The 16,788-nt window shown below is 67.0% G+C and carries 16 protein-coding genes; 3 read left to right on the top strand and 13 right to left on the bottom strand.

The genetic code is table 11. From position 1 onward, the window contains the following. The first annotated feature begins 70 nt into the window (after window positions 1-70). From K2F54_RS00570 to K2F54_RS00580, 3 genes are all read left to right on the top strand, one after another. Window positions 71-868, top strand: a complete 798-nt coding sequence (locus tag K2F54_RS00570; RefSeq protein ID WP_220603905.1) for a peptidylprolyl isomerase — start codon at window positions 71-73, stop codon at window positions 866-868. A 199-nt stretch (window positions 869-1,067) separates the two neighbouring features. After that, window positions 1,068-2,300, top strand: coding sequence for a DUF349 domain-containing protein (locus K2F54_RS00575; protein WP_220603906.1), 1,233 nt, complete (start codon window positions 1,068-1,070; stop codon window positions 2,298-2,300). Window positions 2,301-2,415: 115 nt separating this feature from the next. Next, complete coding sequence (locus K2F54_RS00580; RefSeq protein WP_220603907.1) at window positions 2,416-2,973, top strand: hypothetical protein; 558 nt, start codon at window positions 2,416-2,418, stop codon at window positions 2,971-2,973. On the opposite strand, the gene K2F54_RS00585 is transcribed toward K2F54_RS00580, so the two are convergent. The 13 genes from K2F54_RS00585 to thrS all read right to left on the bottom strand — a co-directional run bounded on the left by K2F54_RS00585 (window position 2,970) and on the right by thrS (window position 16,786). Further along, window positions 2,970-5,222 (bottom strand): RelA/SpoT family protein, encoded by a 2,253-nt coding sequence (locus K2F54_RS00585; protein WP_220603908.1) that lies wholly within the window; start codon window positions 5,220-5,222, stop codon window positions 2,970-2,972. The genes K2F54_RS00580 and K2F54_RS00585 overlap by 4 nt on opposite strands. A gap of 95 nt (window positions 5,223-5,317) precedes the next feature. Beyond that, window positions 5,318-6,346, bottom strand: coding sequence for a protein translocase subunit SecF (gene secF, locus K2F54_RS00590; RefSeq protein ID WP_220603909.1), 1,029 nt, complete (start codon window positions 6,344-6,346; stop codon window positions 5,318-5,320). Next, entirely contained in the window at window positions 6,346-8,112 is a 1,767-nt protein-coding gene (secD, locus tag K2F54_RS00595) for a protein translocase subunit SecD (protein WP_220603910.1), read from the bottom strand. Before secD ends, secF begins: the two co-directional genes overlap by 1 nt. Before the next feature lie 64 nt (window positions 8,113-8,176). Beyond that, entirely contained in the window at window positions 8,177-8,593 is a 417-nt protein-coding gene (yajC, locus tag K2F54_RS00600) for a preprotein translocase subunit YajC (protein ID WP_220603911.1), read from the bottom strand. A 102-nt stretch (window positions 8,594-8,695) separates the two neighbouring features. After that, on the bottom strand, window positions 8,696-9,730 hold the full coding sequence (gene ruvB / locus K2F54_RS00605; RefSeq protein WP_220603912.1) for a Holliday junction branch migration DNA helicase RuvB: 1,035 nt from the start codon (window positions 9,728-9,730) through the stop codon (window positions 8,696-8,698). After that, entirely contained in the window at window positions 9,727-10,380 is a 654-nt protein-coding gene (gene ruvA / locus K2F54_RS00610; protein WP_220603913.1) for a Holliday junction branch migration protein RuvA, read from the bottom strand. Before ruvA ends, ruvB begins: the two co-directional genes overlap by 4 nt. Then, a complete protein-coding gene (gene ruvC, locus K2F54_RS00615) occupies window positions 10,377-11,045 on the bottom strand; it encodes a crossover junction endodeoxyribonuclease RuvC (RefSeq protein ID WP_220603914.1) in 669 nt (222 codons plus the stop codon). Before ruvC ends, ruvA begins: the two co-directional genes overlap by 4 nt. Window positions 11,046-11,052: 7 nt before the next feature. Beyond that, window positions 11,053-11,817, bottom strand: a complete 765-nt coding sequence (locus tag K2F54_RS00620; RefSeq protein WP_220603915.1) for a YebC/PmpR family DNA-binding transcriptional regulator — start codon at window positions 11,815-11,817, stop codon at window positions 11,053-11,055. A gap of 142 nt (window positions 11,818-11,959) precedes the next feature. Then, window positions 11,960-12,493, bottom strand: a complete 534-nt coding sequence (locus K2F54_RS00625; protein ID WP_220603916.1) for a DUF1697 domain-containing protein — start codon at window positions 12,491-12,493, stop codon at window positions 11,960-11,962. A gap of 23 nt (window positions 12,494-12,516) precedes the next feature. Further along, window positions 12,517-13,110, bottom strand: a complete 594-nt coding sequence (gene pdxT, locus K2F54_RS00630) for a pyridoxal 5'-phosphate synthase glutaminase subunit PdxT (RefSeq protein ID WP_220603917.1) — start codon at window positions 13,108-13,110, stop codon at window positions 12,517-12,519. 10 nt (window positions 13,111-13,120) lie between these two features. Then, a complete protein-coding gene (gene pdxS, locus K2F54_RS00635) occupies window positions 13,121-14,023 on the bottom strand; it encodes a pyridoxal 5'-phosphate synthase lyase subunit PdxS (RefSeq protein WP_220603918.1) in 903 nt (300 codons plus the stop codon). 85 nt (window positions 14,024-14,108) lie between these two features. Next, window positions 14,109-14,753: an HIT family protein gene (locus tag K2F54_RS00640; RefSeq protein WP_220603919.1), complete on the bottom strand. Its 645-nt coding sequence runs from the start codon at window positions 14,751-14,753 to the stop codon at window positions 14,109-14,111. Between the two features lie 2 nt (window positions 14,754-14,755). Further along, window positions 14,756-16,786: a threonine--tRNA ligase gene (gene thrS / locus K2F54_RS00645; RefSeq protein ID WP_374107215.1), complete on the bottom strand. Its 2,031-nt coding sequence runs from the start codon at window positions 16,784-16,786 to the stop codon at window positions 14,756-14,758. Between the last annotated feature and the right edge of the window lie 2 nt (window positions 16,787-16,788).

Below are 16,788 nucleotides of genomic sequence, written 5' to 3' on the forward strand. Positions count from 1 at the left end.
TCAGGGTGTCCGGGAACCGTACTGCCCGGAGGCTGAGACGAGCGCCGTTGGCGGCACCTGGAGGATTCCCGTGGCACCGAACACCAAGCAGGAACGTGAGGCCAGAGGTCGCGTTCGCGCCTACCAGGCCCGCAAGGCCGTGAACGAACACCAGCAGAAACGACGCAGGCGCGACAACATCCTGGCCGGCGGGGTTCTCGTTCTGGTGCTCGTTGTGCTGGTCGGCGCCCAACTGTTCTACTTCAACGGCGGCCCTGGCACCGCAGAGCCCACCGCGTCCGCCACCCCGTCTGCGACCCCCACCGACGCCGGTGTGGTTCCCACCCCGGGGGCGAACGCGGGCGAGGTCCCCTCCAGCGACCTGGCCGAGAGCCGCACCTGGACCGGCACACTGACGCTCAACGACATCCCGTTGGGAATCGAGCTCGACGGCGCCCTCGCACCGCAGGCCGTGTCGTCCACGATCGCGCTGGCACAGTCCGGTTTCTACGACGACCTCAGCTGTCATCGGCTCACCAATGGTGGCTTCTCGGTGCTGCAGTGCGGTGACCCGATCGGCGACGGCACCGGCGGCCCCGACTACTACTACGGCCCGGTCGAGAACGCCCCGGCCGACGATGTCTACCCGGCCGGCACCCTCGCCATGGCCAGGGCTGCGGATGCATACAGCCAGGGCAGCCAGTTCTTCATCGTGTACGACGACACCACCATCCCCGCCAGCGAGGCGGGCGGCTACACCGTGATCGGTCGGGTCACCAGCGGACTGGATCAGCTCATCACCGGTGTCGTGGATGCCGGCATCGAGGATGGTTCCACCGACGGCGCTCCGGCGATTCCGACCACCATCACCGGCTTCACCGTGCAGTGAATTTCACCGCGCGGCAATACCGGGCGTCCGGCCCTGCTGGCCCATCGGCGGTAACAGTTCGGTCGTTTCCGCTGACCGGGGCGCACGCTTGCAATAGGCTTGTGCGGGTATTGGCGTGTGTCAGTACTGGCTTGTCCAGGGATTCACCCGCAGAAGGCTTACTTCGTGGGGAATCAACCAAATCATTAAGGTGAGGCTCTTGACTACGACAGATCAGCAACCATGGGGTCGCGTAGACGAAACCGGCACTGTCTACGTGCGCGAAGCAGACGGGGAACGCGCCGTCGGGCAGTACCCGGATGCGACTCCGGAGGAGGCTCTGGCCTACTTCGAGCGTAAGTACGTCGAGCTGAACGGGCAGGTCACCCTGCTCGAGCAGCGTGCGAAGGGCGGCGCTCCCGCCGCGGACATCGCCAAGTCGGTCGCGAACCTGTCGAAGTCGGTCGCGTCCGCGAACGCCGTCGGCAACCTGGCCGCACTGGCCGAGCGCCTCGGTGCGCTCGGCGGAGCCGTCACCGAGCTCACCGAGCAGCAGAGCGTCGAGGCCAAGGCCGCCGGCGCCGCCGCCGTGGCCGAACGGGCCGCCATCGTCGAGGAGGCGGAACGCCTCGCCGCCGAAGACCCGGCCAAGACGCAGTGGAAGCAGACCAGCGCCGCTCTGGACGCCCTCTTCGCCAAGTGGCAGGCGCACCAGCACGATGCCCCGCGCATCCCGAAGGGTGAGGCCAACGAGCTCTGGAAGCGATTCCGGGCCGCCCGCACCACCATCGAGCAGAACCGCAAGGCATTCTTCGCCGAACTGGACAGCGCCCACAAGGACGTTCGCAACCGCAAGCAGCAGCTCATCGAGAAGGCGGAGGCCCTCGCACCCCAGGGTGCCGACGGCATCCCGGCCTACCGCAACCTGCTCGAGGACTGGAAGGCCGCCGGCCGCTCAGGCAAGAAGCAGGATGACGCCATGTGGGCCAAGTTCAAGGCCGCAGGCGACGTGCTCTACTCGGTCAAGAGCGAGATCGACGCTGCGGACAACGAGGAGTTCTCCGCGAACCTCGTGGTCAAGCTCGAGCTCCTCACGGAGGCCGAAGCCCTGCTGACCGAGACCGACCGGGTCAAGGCCCGCGAGGCGCTCAGCTCGATCCAGCGCCGCTGGGACGAAGCCGGCAAGGTGCCCCGCGACCAGGTCAAGCCCGTCGAAGACCGCATGCGCAAGGTCGAGGCGGCCGTTCGCAAGCTCGACGACGACCACTGGAAGCGAAACAACCCCGAGACCAAGGCGCGCGCAGAGGGCCTCGCCGGTCAGCTGCACGATGCGATCGCCAAGCTGGAGGCCGAACTGGCCGCGGCTGAGGAGACCAAGGACGCCCGCAAGATCAAGGACGCCACCGAGGCCCTGGAAACCCGCAAGGCCTGGTTGAAGGCTATCGGCCAGTAGTCAGTCGCCGGTTCCTGGGCCGGGAACCCGGCACTCACAGAACGGGATTCGTGAATCTGTCCACAGATTCGCGGGTCCCGTTTGTGCGCGCCCGGGCGGAGGGCACGCTGGTGCGATGCCTCCTCTCCTCCCCAGCGCTCTGACGGAAACCGACCTGCCACTGGCGGAGCTGAGCTGTGCCCGGTTGGACGGCGAGCTGTTTCCCCTGGGCGGTTCCTGGTGCCCGGTCGATGCCCTGGCGGGGCCAGAGACCCGGGCCGCCGCCATCCAACCGAGTGCACCCCGCCGGGCCGCGGCGGAACGCCTGACCGCCGCCTGGATCTACGGGCTCTGCCCTGAGCCCGCCCAACACCAGTTCTGCGTCGATGTGCGGGCCAGGACGCACAAGGCAGCGGATGACGCCGTGCAGCTACGAGAGGTGCGTCTCGCCGCCGACGATACCCTGCTCCTCGCTCGCCTGCGGGTCACGACCCCCATGCGCACGGCCGTTGACTTGACCAGGTGGGGTGTGTCCACCGGGCACAGGGCCGAGACCCCGCTGATCGCCGCGTTACTGGAGCGCGCCGGTGCCGGGCGCCCCGCTCTGCGCGGCATCTCCTTCAGCCGGATCGCCCAGGCGCAGCTCAGGGACGCGTTCGATCTCCTCGGTGCCGCGCCGCCCGACGATGGTTAGCCGTCGCTGACCCGGTAGACGTCGTAAACGGCGTCGATGCGGCGTACGGCGTTGAGCACCCGGTCGAGGTGGGTGGTGTCGCCCATCTCGAAGACGAACCGACTGATCGCCAACCGGTCGCTGGAGGTGTGCACCGTGGCGGAGAGGATGTTGACGTGGTGTTCGGACAACACCCTCGTCACGTCGGACAGCAGACCAGACCGGTCGAGCGCCTCGATCTGGATCTGCACCAGGAACAGGCTCTTGGAGGTGGGCGCCCAATCGACGTCGATCATCCGCTCGGGTTCCTTGAGCAGCTCCTGAACGTTGTGACAATCGGACTGGTGAACGGACACACCGGAGCCGCGAGTGATGAAGCCCACGATCTTGTCGCCGGGAACCGGGGTGCAGCAGCGGGCCAGCTTGACCAGGATGTCAGGCGCTCCGCGCACGAGGATGCCGGAGTCGTTGTTCCGCAGCGTCTGGGTGCGCCCATGCGGGGCGAACGGCAGGTCGGTCGCGTCGCTCTCCTCCACGCTCTGCAGCGTGGCGACGACCTTCTCCAGCACGGATTGGGTGGAGACATGTCCCTCGCCGACGGCGGCGTAGAGCGCTGAGACGTCTTCGTAGCGCATGACCGCGGCGACCTCGGCGAAGGAGTCCTGGTTCATGAGCTTCTGCAGCGGCAGGTTCTGCTTGCGCATCGCCCTGGCGATGGCGTCTCGGCCCTGTTCGATGGCCTCGTCGCGGCGTTCCTTGGTGAACCACTGGCGGATCTTGTTGCGGGCCCTGGGGCTCTTGACGAAGTTCAGCCAATCCTGGCTGGGTCCTGAGTCGGGGTTCTTCGACGTGAAAACCTCAACGACGTCACCTGTGGTCAGCGAACTCTCCAGCGGCACCAGTCGTCCGTTGACCTTCGCACCCATGGTGCGGTGGCCAACTTCGGTGTGCACAGCGTAGGCGAAGTCCACAGGGGTGGCGTCCGCCGGCAGGCCGATCACCCGCCCCTTGGGGGTGAAGACGTACACCTCCTTAGCGCCGATCTCGTAGCGCAGCGAGTCGAGGAACTCGTTCGGGTCGGCCGTTTCGGCCTGCCAGTCGGAGATATGCGCGAGCCACGCCATGTCGGTGTCGCTCTGCGGGCCGGGGCCTGAGCTCTTGCCGTTGACCTGTTCCTTGTACTTCCAGTGCGAGGCGACACCGAACTCGGCGCGCTCGTGCATCTCCTGGGTACGGATCTGAATCTCCACCGGGCGGCCGCTCGGGCCGAGAACGGTGGTGTGCAGGGACTGGTACAGGTTGAACTTGGGGGTGGCGATGTAGTCCTTGAACCGGCCGGGCAGAGGCGTCCACCGCGCGTGGATGGCGCCAAGCACCGCGTAGCAGTCCCGAACCGAGTTCACCAGAACGCGGATGCCGACGAGGTCGTAGATCTCGTCGAACTCCCGGCCGCGCACCACCATCTTCTGGTAGATGGAGTAGTACTGCTTGGGCCGGCCGGCCACCTTTCCGCGAATGCGGGCGGCCTTGAGGTCGTCGTTGATCGCGTCGATCACGTACTGCACGAACTCTTCACGCTGCGGGGTGCGCTGCTTGACCAGGCTCTCGATCTCGGCGTACAGCTTGGGGTACAGCACGCCGAAGGACAGGTCTTCCAGCTCCCACTTGATGGTCTGGATGCCGAGCCGGTGCGCCAGCGGCGCGTAGATCTCGAGGGTCTCCGTGGCCTTGCGGGTGGCGGATTCCGCGGGCACGAACCCCCAGGTACGGGCGTTGTGCAGCCGGTCGGCGAGCTTGATGATCAGCACCCGGATGTCCTTGGACATCGCGACGATCATCTTGCGCACGGTCTCGGCCTGGGTCGAGTCGCCGTACTTGACCTTGTCCAGCTTGGTGACGCCGTCGACCAGCATGGTGATCTCGTCGCCGAAGTCGGCACGCAACTGGTCGAGGGTGTAGTCGGTGTCCTCGACGGTATCGTGCAGCAGCGCGGCGGCGACGGTCTTGGGTCCGATGCCGAGGTCGGCCAGGATCTGCGCGACGGCGACGGGATGCGTGATGTACGGCTCGCCGCTCCGACGCTTCTGGCCCTCGTGCGCACGCTCCGCCGCCGTGTAGGCCCGTTCGATGATCGAGAGGTCCACCTTGGGGTGGTGGGTGCGCACGGTCTTGAGCAGCGTGTCGACCGCTCCGACGGGCTGCGCCCGCGAAAAGATCCGCGGCACCAGGCGACGCAGAGACGCTGTGGATGTCGTGGTGGTCTCAGTCATCTCGGTACCTCATTCCCTGGCGCAATTATCCCTGTACTAGCGGATAAACGTGAAACCGGCGACCCGGGCCGGGTATTCCCCGGCCGTGACTCGGCTCACGCGGGAACGTCCGCGCCTGTGCCGGTGGTCGCAACGGAAGTCTCGGTCGCCTTGGCCTTGAGGGCGAGGGCCTTCTTGTCGCGCTTGCGGATCTCGGGTTCGTTCTCCCGCAGGTGGGCGTACAGCGGCGCGGCGATGAAGATCGTCGAGTACGTTCCCACGATCATGCCGATCAGCAGCGCCAGCGAGATGTCCCGCAGGGTGCCTGCACCGAGTACGAATGCGCCGATGACAAGAATGGATGCCACCGGCAGGACGGCCACGACTGAGGTGTTGATCGAACGCACCAGGGTCTGGTTCACGGCGAGGTTGACCGAGTCGGCGAACGTCCGGCGAGACTCAGGTCCGTCTTCGCTGGTGTTCTCCCTGATCTTGTCGAACACCACCACGGTGTCGTACAGCGAGTAACCCAGAATCGTCAGGAAGCCGATCACGGCGGCCGGGGTGATCTCGAAGCCGGTGATGCCGTAGATGCCGGCGGTGATGACGAGGTCGTGCAGGAGCGCCACCATCGCGGCGACGGCCATCTTCCAGGTGCGGAAGTACAGTGCCATGACCGTTCCGGCCAGCACCAGGAAGGTGAGGAGCGCGCGGATCGCGGAGCCGGTGATGTCCTGGCCCCAGGACGGGCCGATGAACGAGGACGTCACCTGGGCCGGGTCGACACTGAATGCCGATGCCAGGGAGGCGCGCACTTCGCGGCTCTCGGTGTCCGTGAGCTGGTCCGTCTGCACCCTGATGCTGTCGGTTCCGACGACGGAGACCTTGGGAACGGCTTCGGGGACGACGTCGTTGACCGCCGTCGTGGCCAGGTCCTGCTCCTCGGTGGAGACCTCGGACAGGACGAATTGGGATCCGCCGGTGAACTCGATACCGAAGGTGAAACCGCCGCGCAGCACTGGACCGAGAATGGCGATCAGGATCATGACGCCGGCGACGGCGTACCAGACCTTGCGGCGTCCGACGATGTCGTAGGAGAGCTTGCCGGTGTGCAGGTCATTGCCGAACTGGTTGAAGCTGGCCATTAGGAATCCTTCCCGTCGGTCGACTTACTCGAGCCGGTGCCGATGAGTTCAGCCGCCTTGCGTTCGGCGATGGTCTGCCGCTTCGCGGCCTCCTTGCTGGAGGTCCCGCCCTTGCGCGACGCTACCGGTGCGGGCGTCTCGAACCGGGCCCGGCCACGGTAGACCGCTCCGAGGGCGCGGGGGTCGAGGCCGCTCAGCTTGTGCCCGTCGCCGAAGAACTTGGTGCGGGCCAGCAGCTGCAGCGTCGGGTGGGTGAACAGGGCCACGACGAGCAGGTCGACGAGGGTGGTCAGTCCGAGAGTGAGCGCGAAACCGCGCACGTTTCCGACGGCCAGAACGAACAATACCGCCGCGGCGAGGAAGTTGACGGTGTCAGAGGCGATGATGGTGCGGATGGCGCGGCGCCAGCCGGCCTCGACAGAGGACACCAGTCCTCGACCGTCGCGCAGTTCGTCTCGCACGCGTTCGAAATAGACGATGAACGAGTCAGCGGTGATACCGATCGCCACGATCAGACCGGCCACACCGGCCAGGGAGAGCCGGTAGCCCTCCCGCCAGGAGAGCAGGGTGATCAGGAAGTAGGTGATCACACCGGCCACGATCAGCGACGCGACCGTGACGAGCCCCAGCAGGCGGTACTGCACCAGGGAGTACAGCACCACGAGGATCAGGCCGATGAGGCCGGCGATCAGGCCGCTCTGCAGCTGGGTGGAGCCGAGGGTGGCCGAGATGGTGTCCTGGCTCTGCACGGCGAAGCTGATCGGCAGCGCGCCGAACTTGAGCTGGTCGGCCAGGGCCTTGGAGGTGTCCTGGTCGAACGAGCCGGTGATCTGCGGCTTGCCGTCGGTGATCACCGCGAGGGTCTGCGGTGCGGAGATGACACTGCCGTCCAGCACGATGGCGAACTGGTTCTGGGCGCCGGTGAGTCCGCTGAGGCGGGTGGTCACATCGGCGAAGGCCTCTGTGCCGGTGCCGTCGAAGACGATGTTCACGGCCCACTCGCCCGTGGTGGCGCCGCTCTGGGTAGTGACCTGGCCGTTGGTGGCGTCCGAGATGTTCTCGCCGCTGACCTCGACCGGGCCGAGGATGTACTTGACCGATCCGTCTGCCTCGCACGTGATCAGGGGCTCATCGGCCGGTGCGACGACGGTGGTGTCGATGTCGCTGCACTGGAAGGAGTCGAACTGTTCCTGCAGGGCCGGCGTGATGTTGTTGATGTCGCTGGCGTCGGTCGGGGCGACGCTCGGTGTGGCCTCTTCCGCCGCTGCCGCCTCGTCGGTGGCCGTGTCGGTGGCACCCTCCGCGGCCGGGTCCGTGGCGCCGTCGGTCGGCTCCGCGGTGCTGTCGTCGGTACCGACGCTGTCTGCTGACGGCGCTGAGGCGACGATGACGGGGCGGAACTCGAGCTTGGCCGAAGACTGGATGCGGTTCAGGGTGGCGTCATCGGGGGTACCGGGGATGGAGATGACGATGTTTTGTCCACCCTGGGTGTTGATCTCCGACTCGGAGACCCCCGCGGAGTCGATGCGTTGACGGATGATCGACACGGCCTGGCTCAGCTGCTCGTTCGACACCGTCTGACCGGACTCGAGCTTCGGCGCCAGGATGATCTGCGTGCCGCCCTCGAGGTCGAGGGCGAGCTTGGGCGTCCACGACCCTCCCCCGGACAACACTCCGGCGCCGTTGAGGGCGATGAGACCGACGATGATCACGCCAAGCCAGGTCAGCGAACGCCAGGCCTTCTTGGTCGGAGACGACTTAGCCACCTATTGAACTCAGCTTTCTTTGCTCGTGCCCGCGCCACAGGGCGCGGGCACGGAGAGGGGTTTGTTACGCGTCGCCCTTTTTGGGTTCGGTGTCGTTCTCGGCCTGGCCGGCGGTCGGCTTGAAGTCGTTGCGCTGGCCGAAGTCGGGCTCGCCGAGGACGGACGGGGTGCCGGCGTCGTCGCCGACGGTCTCATCGAGGACGACGTCGTCACCGACGACGGTCGGCTCGACGACGCGGGCGATCGTCTGACGGTGGATCTGAACGACGGTGCCAGGAGCGATCTCGAGGGCAACCTTGTTTTCTTCCTCGTCGATCGAGACAATGGTGCCGTACAGACCGAAGTTGGTCATAACGTCGGCGCCGGCGACCATCTTGGACTGCAGCGCCAGGGTGTCCTTCTGGCGCTTGCGGCCATTGCGGAACATGAAGAAGACGAGCAGCGCCAGTACGGCGAGCATGACAAGTGTCAACGGATCCATAGAACTGTGAAACCTTCCCGCGAGCGATTCAAGACCGCAGCAGTGTAGTGGTGCAGGGTTTGTGGGGGGATCGGGCACGACAAAATCGCGGACCAAACTGAATTATAGGACATCCAAGGTGAGCGCAGCCTGAGGATTGTTCAGTCCGAAGTGCCGCCATGCTGCCGGTGTCGCCACGCGTCCTCGCGGCGTGCGGGTGAGGAAGCCGATCCTGACCAGGAATGGCTCCACGACGGACTCGATGGTCTCCGGCTCTTCGCCCACCGAGACGGCGAGCGTATTGAGCCCGACCGGCCCGCCGGCGAACCGGGTGAGGACGATGTTCATGACCTCACGGTCCAACCGGTCCAGGCCGATTTCGTCGACGTCGTACAGTTCCAGGGCGGCGTGGACGGCCGTGAGGTCGGCCTCCCCGCCGTGCACCAGAGCGTAGTCGCGCACCCGGCGAAGCAGCCGGTTCGCGATCCGCGGTGTTCCCCGGCACCGGCCGGCGATCTCGGCGATGGCCGCACGCTCGATGTCCAGGCCGAGCAGCGCGGCGGCCCTCACGAGAACCAGTTCCAGCTCAGCATCGGCGTAGAACTCGAGGTGCGCGGTGAATCCGAACCGGTCGCGCAGCGGGTTGGGCAGCATGCCGGAGCGCGTGGTTGCCCCCACGAGAGTGAACGGCGCCAGCTCGAGCGGCACCGAGGTCGCACCGGCGCCCTTGCCGACCATGATGTCGATTCGGAAGTCTTCCATCGCGAGGTAGAGCATTTCTTCCGCCGACCGCGCCATGCGGTGGATCTCGTCGATGAAGAGCACCTCGCCGGGCACAAGCGATGACAGCACGGCCGCCAGGTCGCCGGCATGCTGGATGGCCGGACCGCTGGACATCCGCAGCGGCCGGTTGCCCTCGTACGCGATGATCATCGCCAGCGTGGTCTTGCCGAGCCCTGGGGGACCGGCCAGCAGGATGTGGTCCGGGGTGCGCTGCTGCATGGCGGCGGCGGTGAGCAACAGCTGCAGCTGGCCGCGAACCTTCTGCTGACCGACAAACTCCTCCAGGCTCTGCGGGCGCAATGCTCCCTCGAAAGCCAGTTCGGCGTCGCCGTTGACGGCCGGGTTGGTCAGCTCGACGCCGGGATCCTGGCTCATGAGCGACGCTCCGCTGCAGCGGTCTTTCCCGCGTGCTGGGCCGGGCCGAGCCGGGCGAGCGCCAGCCGCAGCACCGTGGCCACACCAGCGTCCTCCGCGTCGAATTCGGCGGTGCTGCCGGCGAGGATCTCATCGACGGCCTGGCCCGCGACGCGTTCAGACCAGCCCAGACCGATCAGGGCGGCCTGCACGGTGGCGCTGACCGTGGCCGTGGCGACTCCGCCACGTCCTGACGTCGCTGCGGGCGCGGTCACGGCAACCTTGCCGACGAGGGAGAGCACGATGAGTTTCGCGGTCTTCGGGCCGACACCGCTCACCTTCCGGAAGGCGGCATCGTCGTCGGCCGCGACCGCGTGCGCGATCTGGTTCGGGGTCATCACGGCCAGAACACCAAGGGCCGACTTGGGACCGACGCCGGTCACCCCGACGAGCAGTTCGAACACCGACAGTTCCTCGATGCTGGGAAAACCGTACAGCGTCAGCGAGTCCTCGCGAACGATCAGGGTCGTCGACAGCCGGGTCTCGGTGCCGGCGCGGGCGGCGAGGGCCGTGGACGGGGTGACCTGCACGGCCAGCCCCACTCCCCCGACCTCGATCACCACGGTTGAGCCCAGGGCGGAAAGGACTGGGCCACGCACAGAAGAGATCACCTATTCAGCCTACGGGGCCCCGCCGACGTTGACGCCGCCGGGTCCGGCGCGTTGCCCCGAACAACGCCGCCCCGTTCGGCATCGCGCCAGGCCTTCTGCGCCGGTGTGAGCGCGCCGGGGTTGAGCGACGGTGTGGAGCGTTTGCCAGCGGCCACGGTTCCGCTTGTGGGGAGCACCCCGCCGGCGGCGCCCGTGCGCCAGGCGTGGCAGATCGCCAAGGCGAGGGCATCAGCGGCGTCGGCCGGTTTGGGTATCTCGGCCAGCCCCAGCACCCGGGCGACCATGGTGCCCACCTGCTTCTTGTCCGCGGAACCATAGCCGGTGATGGCCGCCTTGACCTCGCTCGGGGTGTGCAGAGTCACCGTGAGGCCGCGCTTGGCGGCGAGCATCAGGGCCACGCCGCTGATCTGGGCCGTGCCCATGACCGTGCTGACGTTCTGCTGAGCGAAGACCCGCTCGATGGCCACAAAGGCGGGTTTGTGCTTGTCTAAGAGCTCTTCGAGCCCTTCGCTGATCAGCAACAGCCGACGCTCGAGGGACAGGTCGGGAGAGCTGCGCAGCACCTGCACGTCGACCAGGGTCGCCGTGCGGTTGGCTGCGACGTCGACGATGCCGACGCCGCAGCGGGTCAGGCCGGGGTCGATGCCCAGCACCCTGACCGTCATCGGTGGATTAGTCGCTCTCGGCTTCGAGCTCGGCCTGGACCTCTGCGGACAGGTCGTAGTTGCTGTAGATGTTCTGCACGTCGTCGAGCTCCTCGAGCGCGTCGATCAGGTGGAAGACCTTGCGGGCGGTGGCCGCATCGACCTCGATCTTGAGCTGCGGGACGAAGGCGATGTCGGCGGAGTCGTAGTCGATGCCAGCGGTCTGCAGAGCAGTACGGGTGGCGACGAGGTCCTGGGCCTCGCTGAAGACCTCGAACTTCTCCCCGTCGTCGATCACTTCTTCGGCTCCGGCGTCGAGAACGGCGGCGAGCACGTCGTCTTCGGTGACATCGTTGCCCTTCGGCACGACGACGATGCCCTTGCGGTGGAAGTTGTAGGCGACGCTGCCAGGATCGGCCATGTTGCCGCCGTTACGGCTGACCGTGGTGCGCACCTCGGCGGCGGCACGGTTCTTGTTGTCGGTGAGGCACTCGATCATGATGGCGACGCCGTTCGCGGCGTAGCCCTCGTACATGATCGTGGTGTAGTCGACGACCTCACCGGTGAGGCCGGCGCCGCGCTTGACGGCGCGGTCGATGTTGTCGTTGGGTACCGAGGTCTTCTTGGCCTTCTGGATGGCGTCGACGAGGGTGGGGTTACCCGACAGGTCGGCGCCGCCCATGCGGGAGGCGACCTCGATGTTCTTGATCAGCTTGGCGAACGCCTTGGCCCGACGTGAGTCGGTGACGGCCTTCTGGTGCTTGGTGGTTGCCCACTTGGAATGCCCGGACATGAATCTCCCGTGTGTCGCTTGCTCGTGCGACGCGCTTGATGCGTCGTCTGCTGGCACCGCGATCGTGCTGACCGGTCAGTGCCCTGCCAGTCTAGCCCGGCAGCCCCAGTGCCGACCCGCGCCGCTCCGGAGCACGGCTGGCTCACCCCGGCAGGTCGAGGATCTTGCGCAGGGTGCGCAGATTGCGGTTGGTGGTGCTCGCCTTGTAGCGGGTCTTGGCGGAGAGACTGCTGAAGGGGCTCTTGATGCCCACCTCCCGGCGGACCTGCCAGTACACCACGCCGTCGCCCGGCACGACGCGGTCGTCGGCCGGGTCGAGGGTGGGGGCGGCCGTGAGCAGCTCGTCCAGCATGGCGGGATCCGAGCCGAACAAGACATAGGAGTGCCAGCCGTCCAGGTCGTCGAACGGATAGTCCTCCACCGCTGCCGCGAGGGCATCCCGGGTGAGCAGGACCACCCAGGCCTCGTAGCCGAAGGTGTCGGAGAGCAAGCGTTCGAGGCCGGACTTGAGGGTGGCCGCATCCGTCTCGTCGCTGTCGAAGACGAGGTTGCCGCTGGCGAGCACTGTCTTGACCCCGGTGTGGCCGAGGGAGCGCACGGTGTCGGCCAGGTCGGCCATCGTGATGGTGATGCCGCCGACGTTGATGCCCCGCAGCAGGGCGACGTAGTGAGTCATCCGACCAGTGTGGCGGAGGGAGGCTAACCGCGGAAGGCGGCGCTCCTCACCTTCCGCAGGAAGTACTCGTGGAAGCGGTACTCCCCCGTGATCTCGGGGTGGAACGACGTGCCGAGCAGGTTGCCCTGCTCCACGGCCACGCAGCGGCCGTCGGCGACGGTGGCGAGCGACGTGGCCAGTGGGCCGACGCTCTCGACCACGGGCGCGCGAATGAACACAGCGTGCACCGGCGTCTCGCCGAGCACGGGGATGTCGAGGTCGGTCTCGAACGACGCCGTCTGTGACCCGAAAGCGTTGCGGCGCACGCTGATGTCCAACCCGCCGATGCTCTGCTGGCCGCGGATGCCGTCGAGCACGGTGTCCGCGAGCATGATCAGGCCCGCGCAGGTGCCGTAGACGGGCAGACCGGCCGCCACCGCGACGCGCAGTGGCTCCGCCAGCCCGAACAAGCGGGTGAGCTTGTCCATCACACTGGACTCGCCGCCCGGAATGACCAGGCCGGTGACACCGGCCAGCTCCTCCGGGCGGCGCACGAGGGTGACCTCGCTGCCGAGCGAGCGCAGCACGGTGGCGTGCTCGCGAAAATCGCCCTGTAGGGCGAGTACTCCAACGGACATGAAGCGGGTGTTACCAGCCGCGCTCGGAAAGACGGTGCGGGGCGGGCAGGTCGGACACGTTGATGCCGACCATGGCCTCGCCGAGGCCGCGCGAGACATCCGCAATGATCTTGGCGTCGTCGTAGAACGCGACGGCCTTGACGATCGCGTTCGCGCGCTCCTGCGGGTTGCCGGACTTGAAGATGCCCGAGCCCACGAAGACGCCATCGGCGCCGAGCTGCATCATCATGGCCGCATCGGCCGGGGTGGCCACGCCGCCCGCGGTGAACAGTACGACGGGCAGCTTGCCGGTGGAGGCGATCTCGGCGACCAGTTCGTACGGTGCCTGCAGTTCCTTGGCGGCCACGTAGAGCTCGTCCTTCGTCAGCGACGAGAGGCGGGCGATCTCACCCTTGATGGTGCGGATGTGCTTGGTCGCCTCGGAGACGTCGCCGGTGCCGGCCTCGCCCTTGGAGCGGATCATGGCGGCACCCTCGGTGATGCGGCGCAGCGCCTCACCCAGGTTCGTCGCGCCACACACGAAGGGGATCGTGAAGTTCCACTTGTCGATGTGGTTGACGTAGTCGGCCGGGCTGAGCACCTCGGACTCGTCGATGTAGTCGACCTCGAGGGCCTGCAGCACCTGGGCTTCGACGAAGTGGCCGATACGGGCCTTGGCCATCACCGGGATGGAGACCTCGGCGCGGATGCTGTCGATCAGGTCGGGATCGCTCATGCGGGCGACCCCACCCTGCGAGCGGATGTCGGCCGGAACACGCTCGAGGGCCATGACGGCGACGGCGCCGGCGTCTTCGGCGATCCGGGCCTGCTCGGCGGTGACGACGTCCATGATGACGCCGCCCTTCAGCATCTCAGCGAGTCCGCGCTTGACGCGGCTCGAGCCGAACTGCTCAGGTGTTGTGGTGTCAGTCATAACTACGATTCTATTCCTTGCGTCTGGTGCCGCCCCGGCGGGGTCGTGGCACTGGTGATGGGAAGAGCAACAAACGTGCCGCGGGTCAGGAGCCCCCGGCGGGCCAACCGTCTGCGACAGCGCGACGCACGTCGCCCAGCAGCTGCGGGATCGCCTTGGTGCCGGCGATGATCGGGAAGAAGTTCGAGTCCAGCGCCCAGCGCGGAACGATGTGCTGGTGCAGGTGCTCGGCGATCCCGGCACCGGCGATTCGGCCCTGGTTCATACCGAGGTTGAACCCGTCGCATCCGGATGTGGCTTTGAGCACGCGCATGGCCGTCTGGGTCAGGCTACCGATCTCGGCGACTTCCTCCGGGGTGGCCTCGTCATACGTCGCAACATGCCGGTACGGGCACACGAGCAGGTGGCCGCTGTTGTACGGAAACAGGTTCAGCAGCACGTACGCGTACCTGCCGCGCGCCACGATGAGTGCCTTCTCGTCGTCCATCGACGGCGCGATGCAGAACGGGCAGTCATCGGGATGCGGCTGCTGGCCGCCCTGAATGTAGACCATGCGATGCGGGGTCCACAGACGCTGGAAGGCATCCGGAACGGCGGCGAAGTCGCCGGAGTTCTCGACCTGCACGCCCTCGGTCACGTCCTGCGGGGTGCCGGACAGGCGATCCCACGGGCTGTCACGCGGACTGTCGCCCTCGGTGTCTCGCGGCGCTGCCGGAGTCGGGTCGGTCATCGTCAGGCCAGGTCCATGCCGGCCGGGACGACCTCTGCGGGTGCTGCGGCGCCCTCGGCGAAGTCCGCGGCGCCGAGCACCTGCGCGCGCGTGCCGATAGCCGCGATGATCCGGCGGATGGCGTCGGCGACGGGGACCCCGTTCTCCTGGGTGCCGTCGCGGAACCGGAAGCTGACCGCACCGTTGGCGCGGTCGTCCTCGCCGACGATCAGCTGGAACGGGATCCGCTGCAGGGTGGCGTTGCGGATCTTCTTCTGCATCCGGTCGCTGGAGGAGTCCAGTTCCACGCGCACGCCCGCGGTCTTGAGTGTGGTGAGGACCTCCCAGAGGTAGTCCTCGTACTGCTCGGAGACGGGGATTCCGATGACCTGCACCGGGGAGAGCCAGACCGGGAAGGCACCGGCGTAGTGCTCGAGCAGGATTGCGAAGAAGCGTTCGATCGAACCGAGCAGTGCGCGGTGGATCATGACCGGCTGCTGCCGGGTGCCGTCCGGTGCGGTGTATTCGAGGTTGAACAGTTCCGGCTGGTTGAAGTCGAGCTGCACGGTGGACAGCTGCCAGGTGCGGCCGATCGCGTCGCGGGCCTGCACAGAGATCTTCGGACCGTAGAACGCCGCTCCGCCCGGGTCGGCGACGAGTTCGAGACCGGAGTCCAGTCCCACCTGCCGCAGGGTGTCCGTCGCCGCATCCCACTGCTCGTCGGTGCCGACGGACTTGGCGGGGTCACGGGTCGACAGTTCCAGGTAGAAGTCGGTGAGGCCATAGCCACGCAGGGTTTCGAAGACGAACTCGAGCTGGCTTGCCACCTCGGCGCGCACCTGGTCCTGCGTCACGTAGATGTGCGCGTCGTCCTGGGTGAGGCCACGCACGCGGGTGAGGCCCTGCAGGGTGCCGCTCTTCTCGTACCGGTAGACGGTGCCGAACTCCGCCAGACGCAGTGGGAGCTCACGGTAGCTGCGTCCGCGGGCCTTGAAGATGAGGTTGTGCATCGGGCAGTTCATCGGCTTGAGGTAGTAGTCCTGGCCCTGGCGGGTGACGTTCCCCTCTGCGTCGACTTCCTCATCGAGGTGCATGGGCGGGAACATTCCGTCGCGGTACCAGTTCAGGTGCTGGCTGGTCTCGAACAGGTGACCCTTGGTGATGTGCGGGGTGTTCACGAGGTCGTACCCGTTGGCGAGCAGGCGCTCGCGCATGTAGTTCTCGATCTCGGACCGGATGATTCCGCCCTTGGGGTGGAACACGGCGAGGCCGGAGCCGATCTCCTCCGGGAAGGAGAACAGATCCAGTTCCGCACCGAGCTTGCGGTGGTCGCGCTTGGCGGCTTCGGCCAGGCGGGCCTGGTAGGCGCGGAGTTCGTCCTTGCTGGGCCAGGCGGTGCCGTAGACCCGCTGCAGCTGCGGGTTCTTCTCCGACCCGCGCCAGTATGCGGCGGCGAGACGGGTGAGGGAATAGCCGTTGCCGATCATGCGGGTGTTGGGCAGGTGCGGGCCGCGGCAGAGGTCCTTCCACACGGTCTCGCCGGTCTTCGGGTCGACGTTGTCGTAGATGGTCAGCTCGGCGCCGCCCACCTCGACGGATTCATTGTCCCCATCGTTGGTCGAGCCTGTCGAGACCCCCTTGATGCCGATGAGCTCGAGTTTGTAGGGCTCCGCGGCGAGTTCAGCGCGGGCCTCGTCATCGGTCACCACGCGGCGCACAAAACGCTGGCCCTGGCGGATGATGCGGTCCATGGCCTTTTCGAGCGACTTGATGTCCTCGGGGGTGAACGGCTCCGCGACGTCGAAGTCGTAGTAGAACCCGTCGGTGACGGGCGGGCCGATGCCCAGGCGGGCGGCGGGGTTCACCGTCTGCACGGCCTGGGCGAGCACGTGGGCGGCCGAGTGGCGCAGGATGCTGAGGCCGTCGGGCGAGTCGATGGTCACCGGGGTGACGTCATCGGTCTCGGTCACCGGGGTGGCGAGGTCCCTGAGCTCGCCGTTGACGCGCATGGCGACAACGGATCGGTCGGTGAATAGCTCAAAACCGTCAACCACGT

The sequence above is a fragment of the Cryobacterium inferilacus genome, assembly GCF_019599185.1.
Lineage (GTDB): Bacteria > Actinomycetota > Actinomycetes > Actinomycetales > Microbacteriaceae > Cryobacterium > Cryobacterium inferilacus.

Bases quoted from the DNA above. Each gene is read 5' to 3' on its own strand.
- K2F54_RS00580 (WP_220603907.1), top strand. From the start codon at position 2,416: ATGCCTCCTCTCCTCCCCAGCGCTCTGACGGAAACCGACCTGCCACTG.
- K2F54_RS00585 (WP_220603908.1), bottom strand. From the start codon at position 5,222: ATGACTGAGACCACCACGACATCCACAGCGTCTCTGCGTCGCCTGGTG.
- secF (WP_220603909.1), bottom strand. From the start codon at position 6,346: ATGGCCAGCTTCAACCAGTTCGGCAATGACCTGCACACCGGCAAGCTC.
- yajC (WP_220603911.1), bottom strand. From the start codon at position 8,593: ATGGATCCGTTGACACTTGTCATGCTCGCCGTACTGGCGCTGCTCGTC.
- ruvB (WP_220603912.1), bottom strand. From the start codon at position 9,730: ATGAGCCAGGATCCCGGCGTCGAGCTGACCAACCCGGCCGTCAACGGC.
- ruvC (WP_220603914.1), bottom strand. From the start codon at position 11,045: ATGACGGTCAGGGTGCTGGGCATCGACCCCGGCCTGACCCGCTGCGGC.
- K2F54_RS00620 (WP_220603915.1), bottom strand. From the start codon at position 11,817: ATGTCCGGGCATTCCAAGTGGGCAACCACCAAGCACCAGAAGGCCGTC.
- K2F54_RS00625 (WP_220603916.1), bottom strand. From the start codon at position 12,493: ATGACTCACTACGTCGCCCTGCTGCGGGGCATCAACGTCGGCGGCATC.
- pdxT (WP_220603917.1), bottom strand. From the start codon at position 13,110: ATGTCCGTTGGAGTACTCGCCCTACAGGGCGATTTTCGCGAGCACGCC.
- pdxS (WP_220603918.1), bottom strand. From the start codon at position 14,023: ATGACTGACACCACAACACCTGAGCAGTTCGGCTCGAGCCGCGTCAAG.
- K2F54_RS00640 (WP_220603919.1), bottom strand. From the start codon at position 14,753: ATGACCGACCCGACTCCGGCAGCGCCGCGAGACACCGAGGGCGACAGT.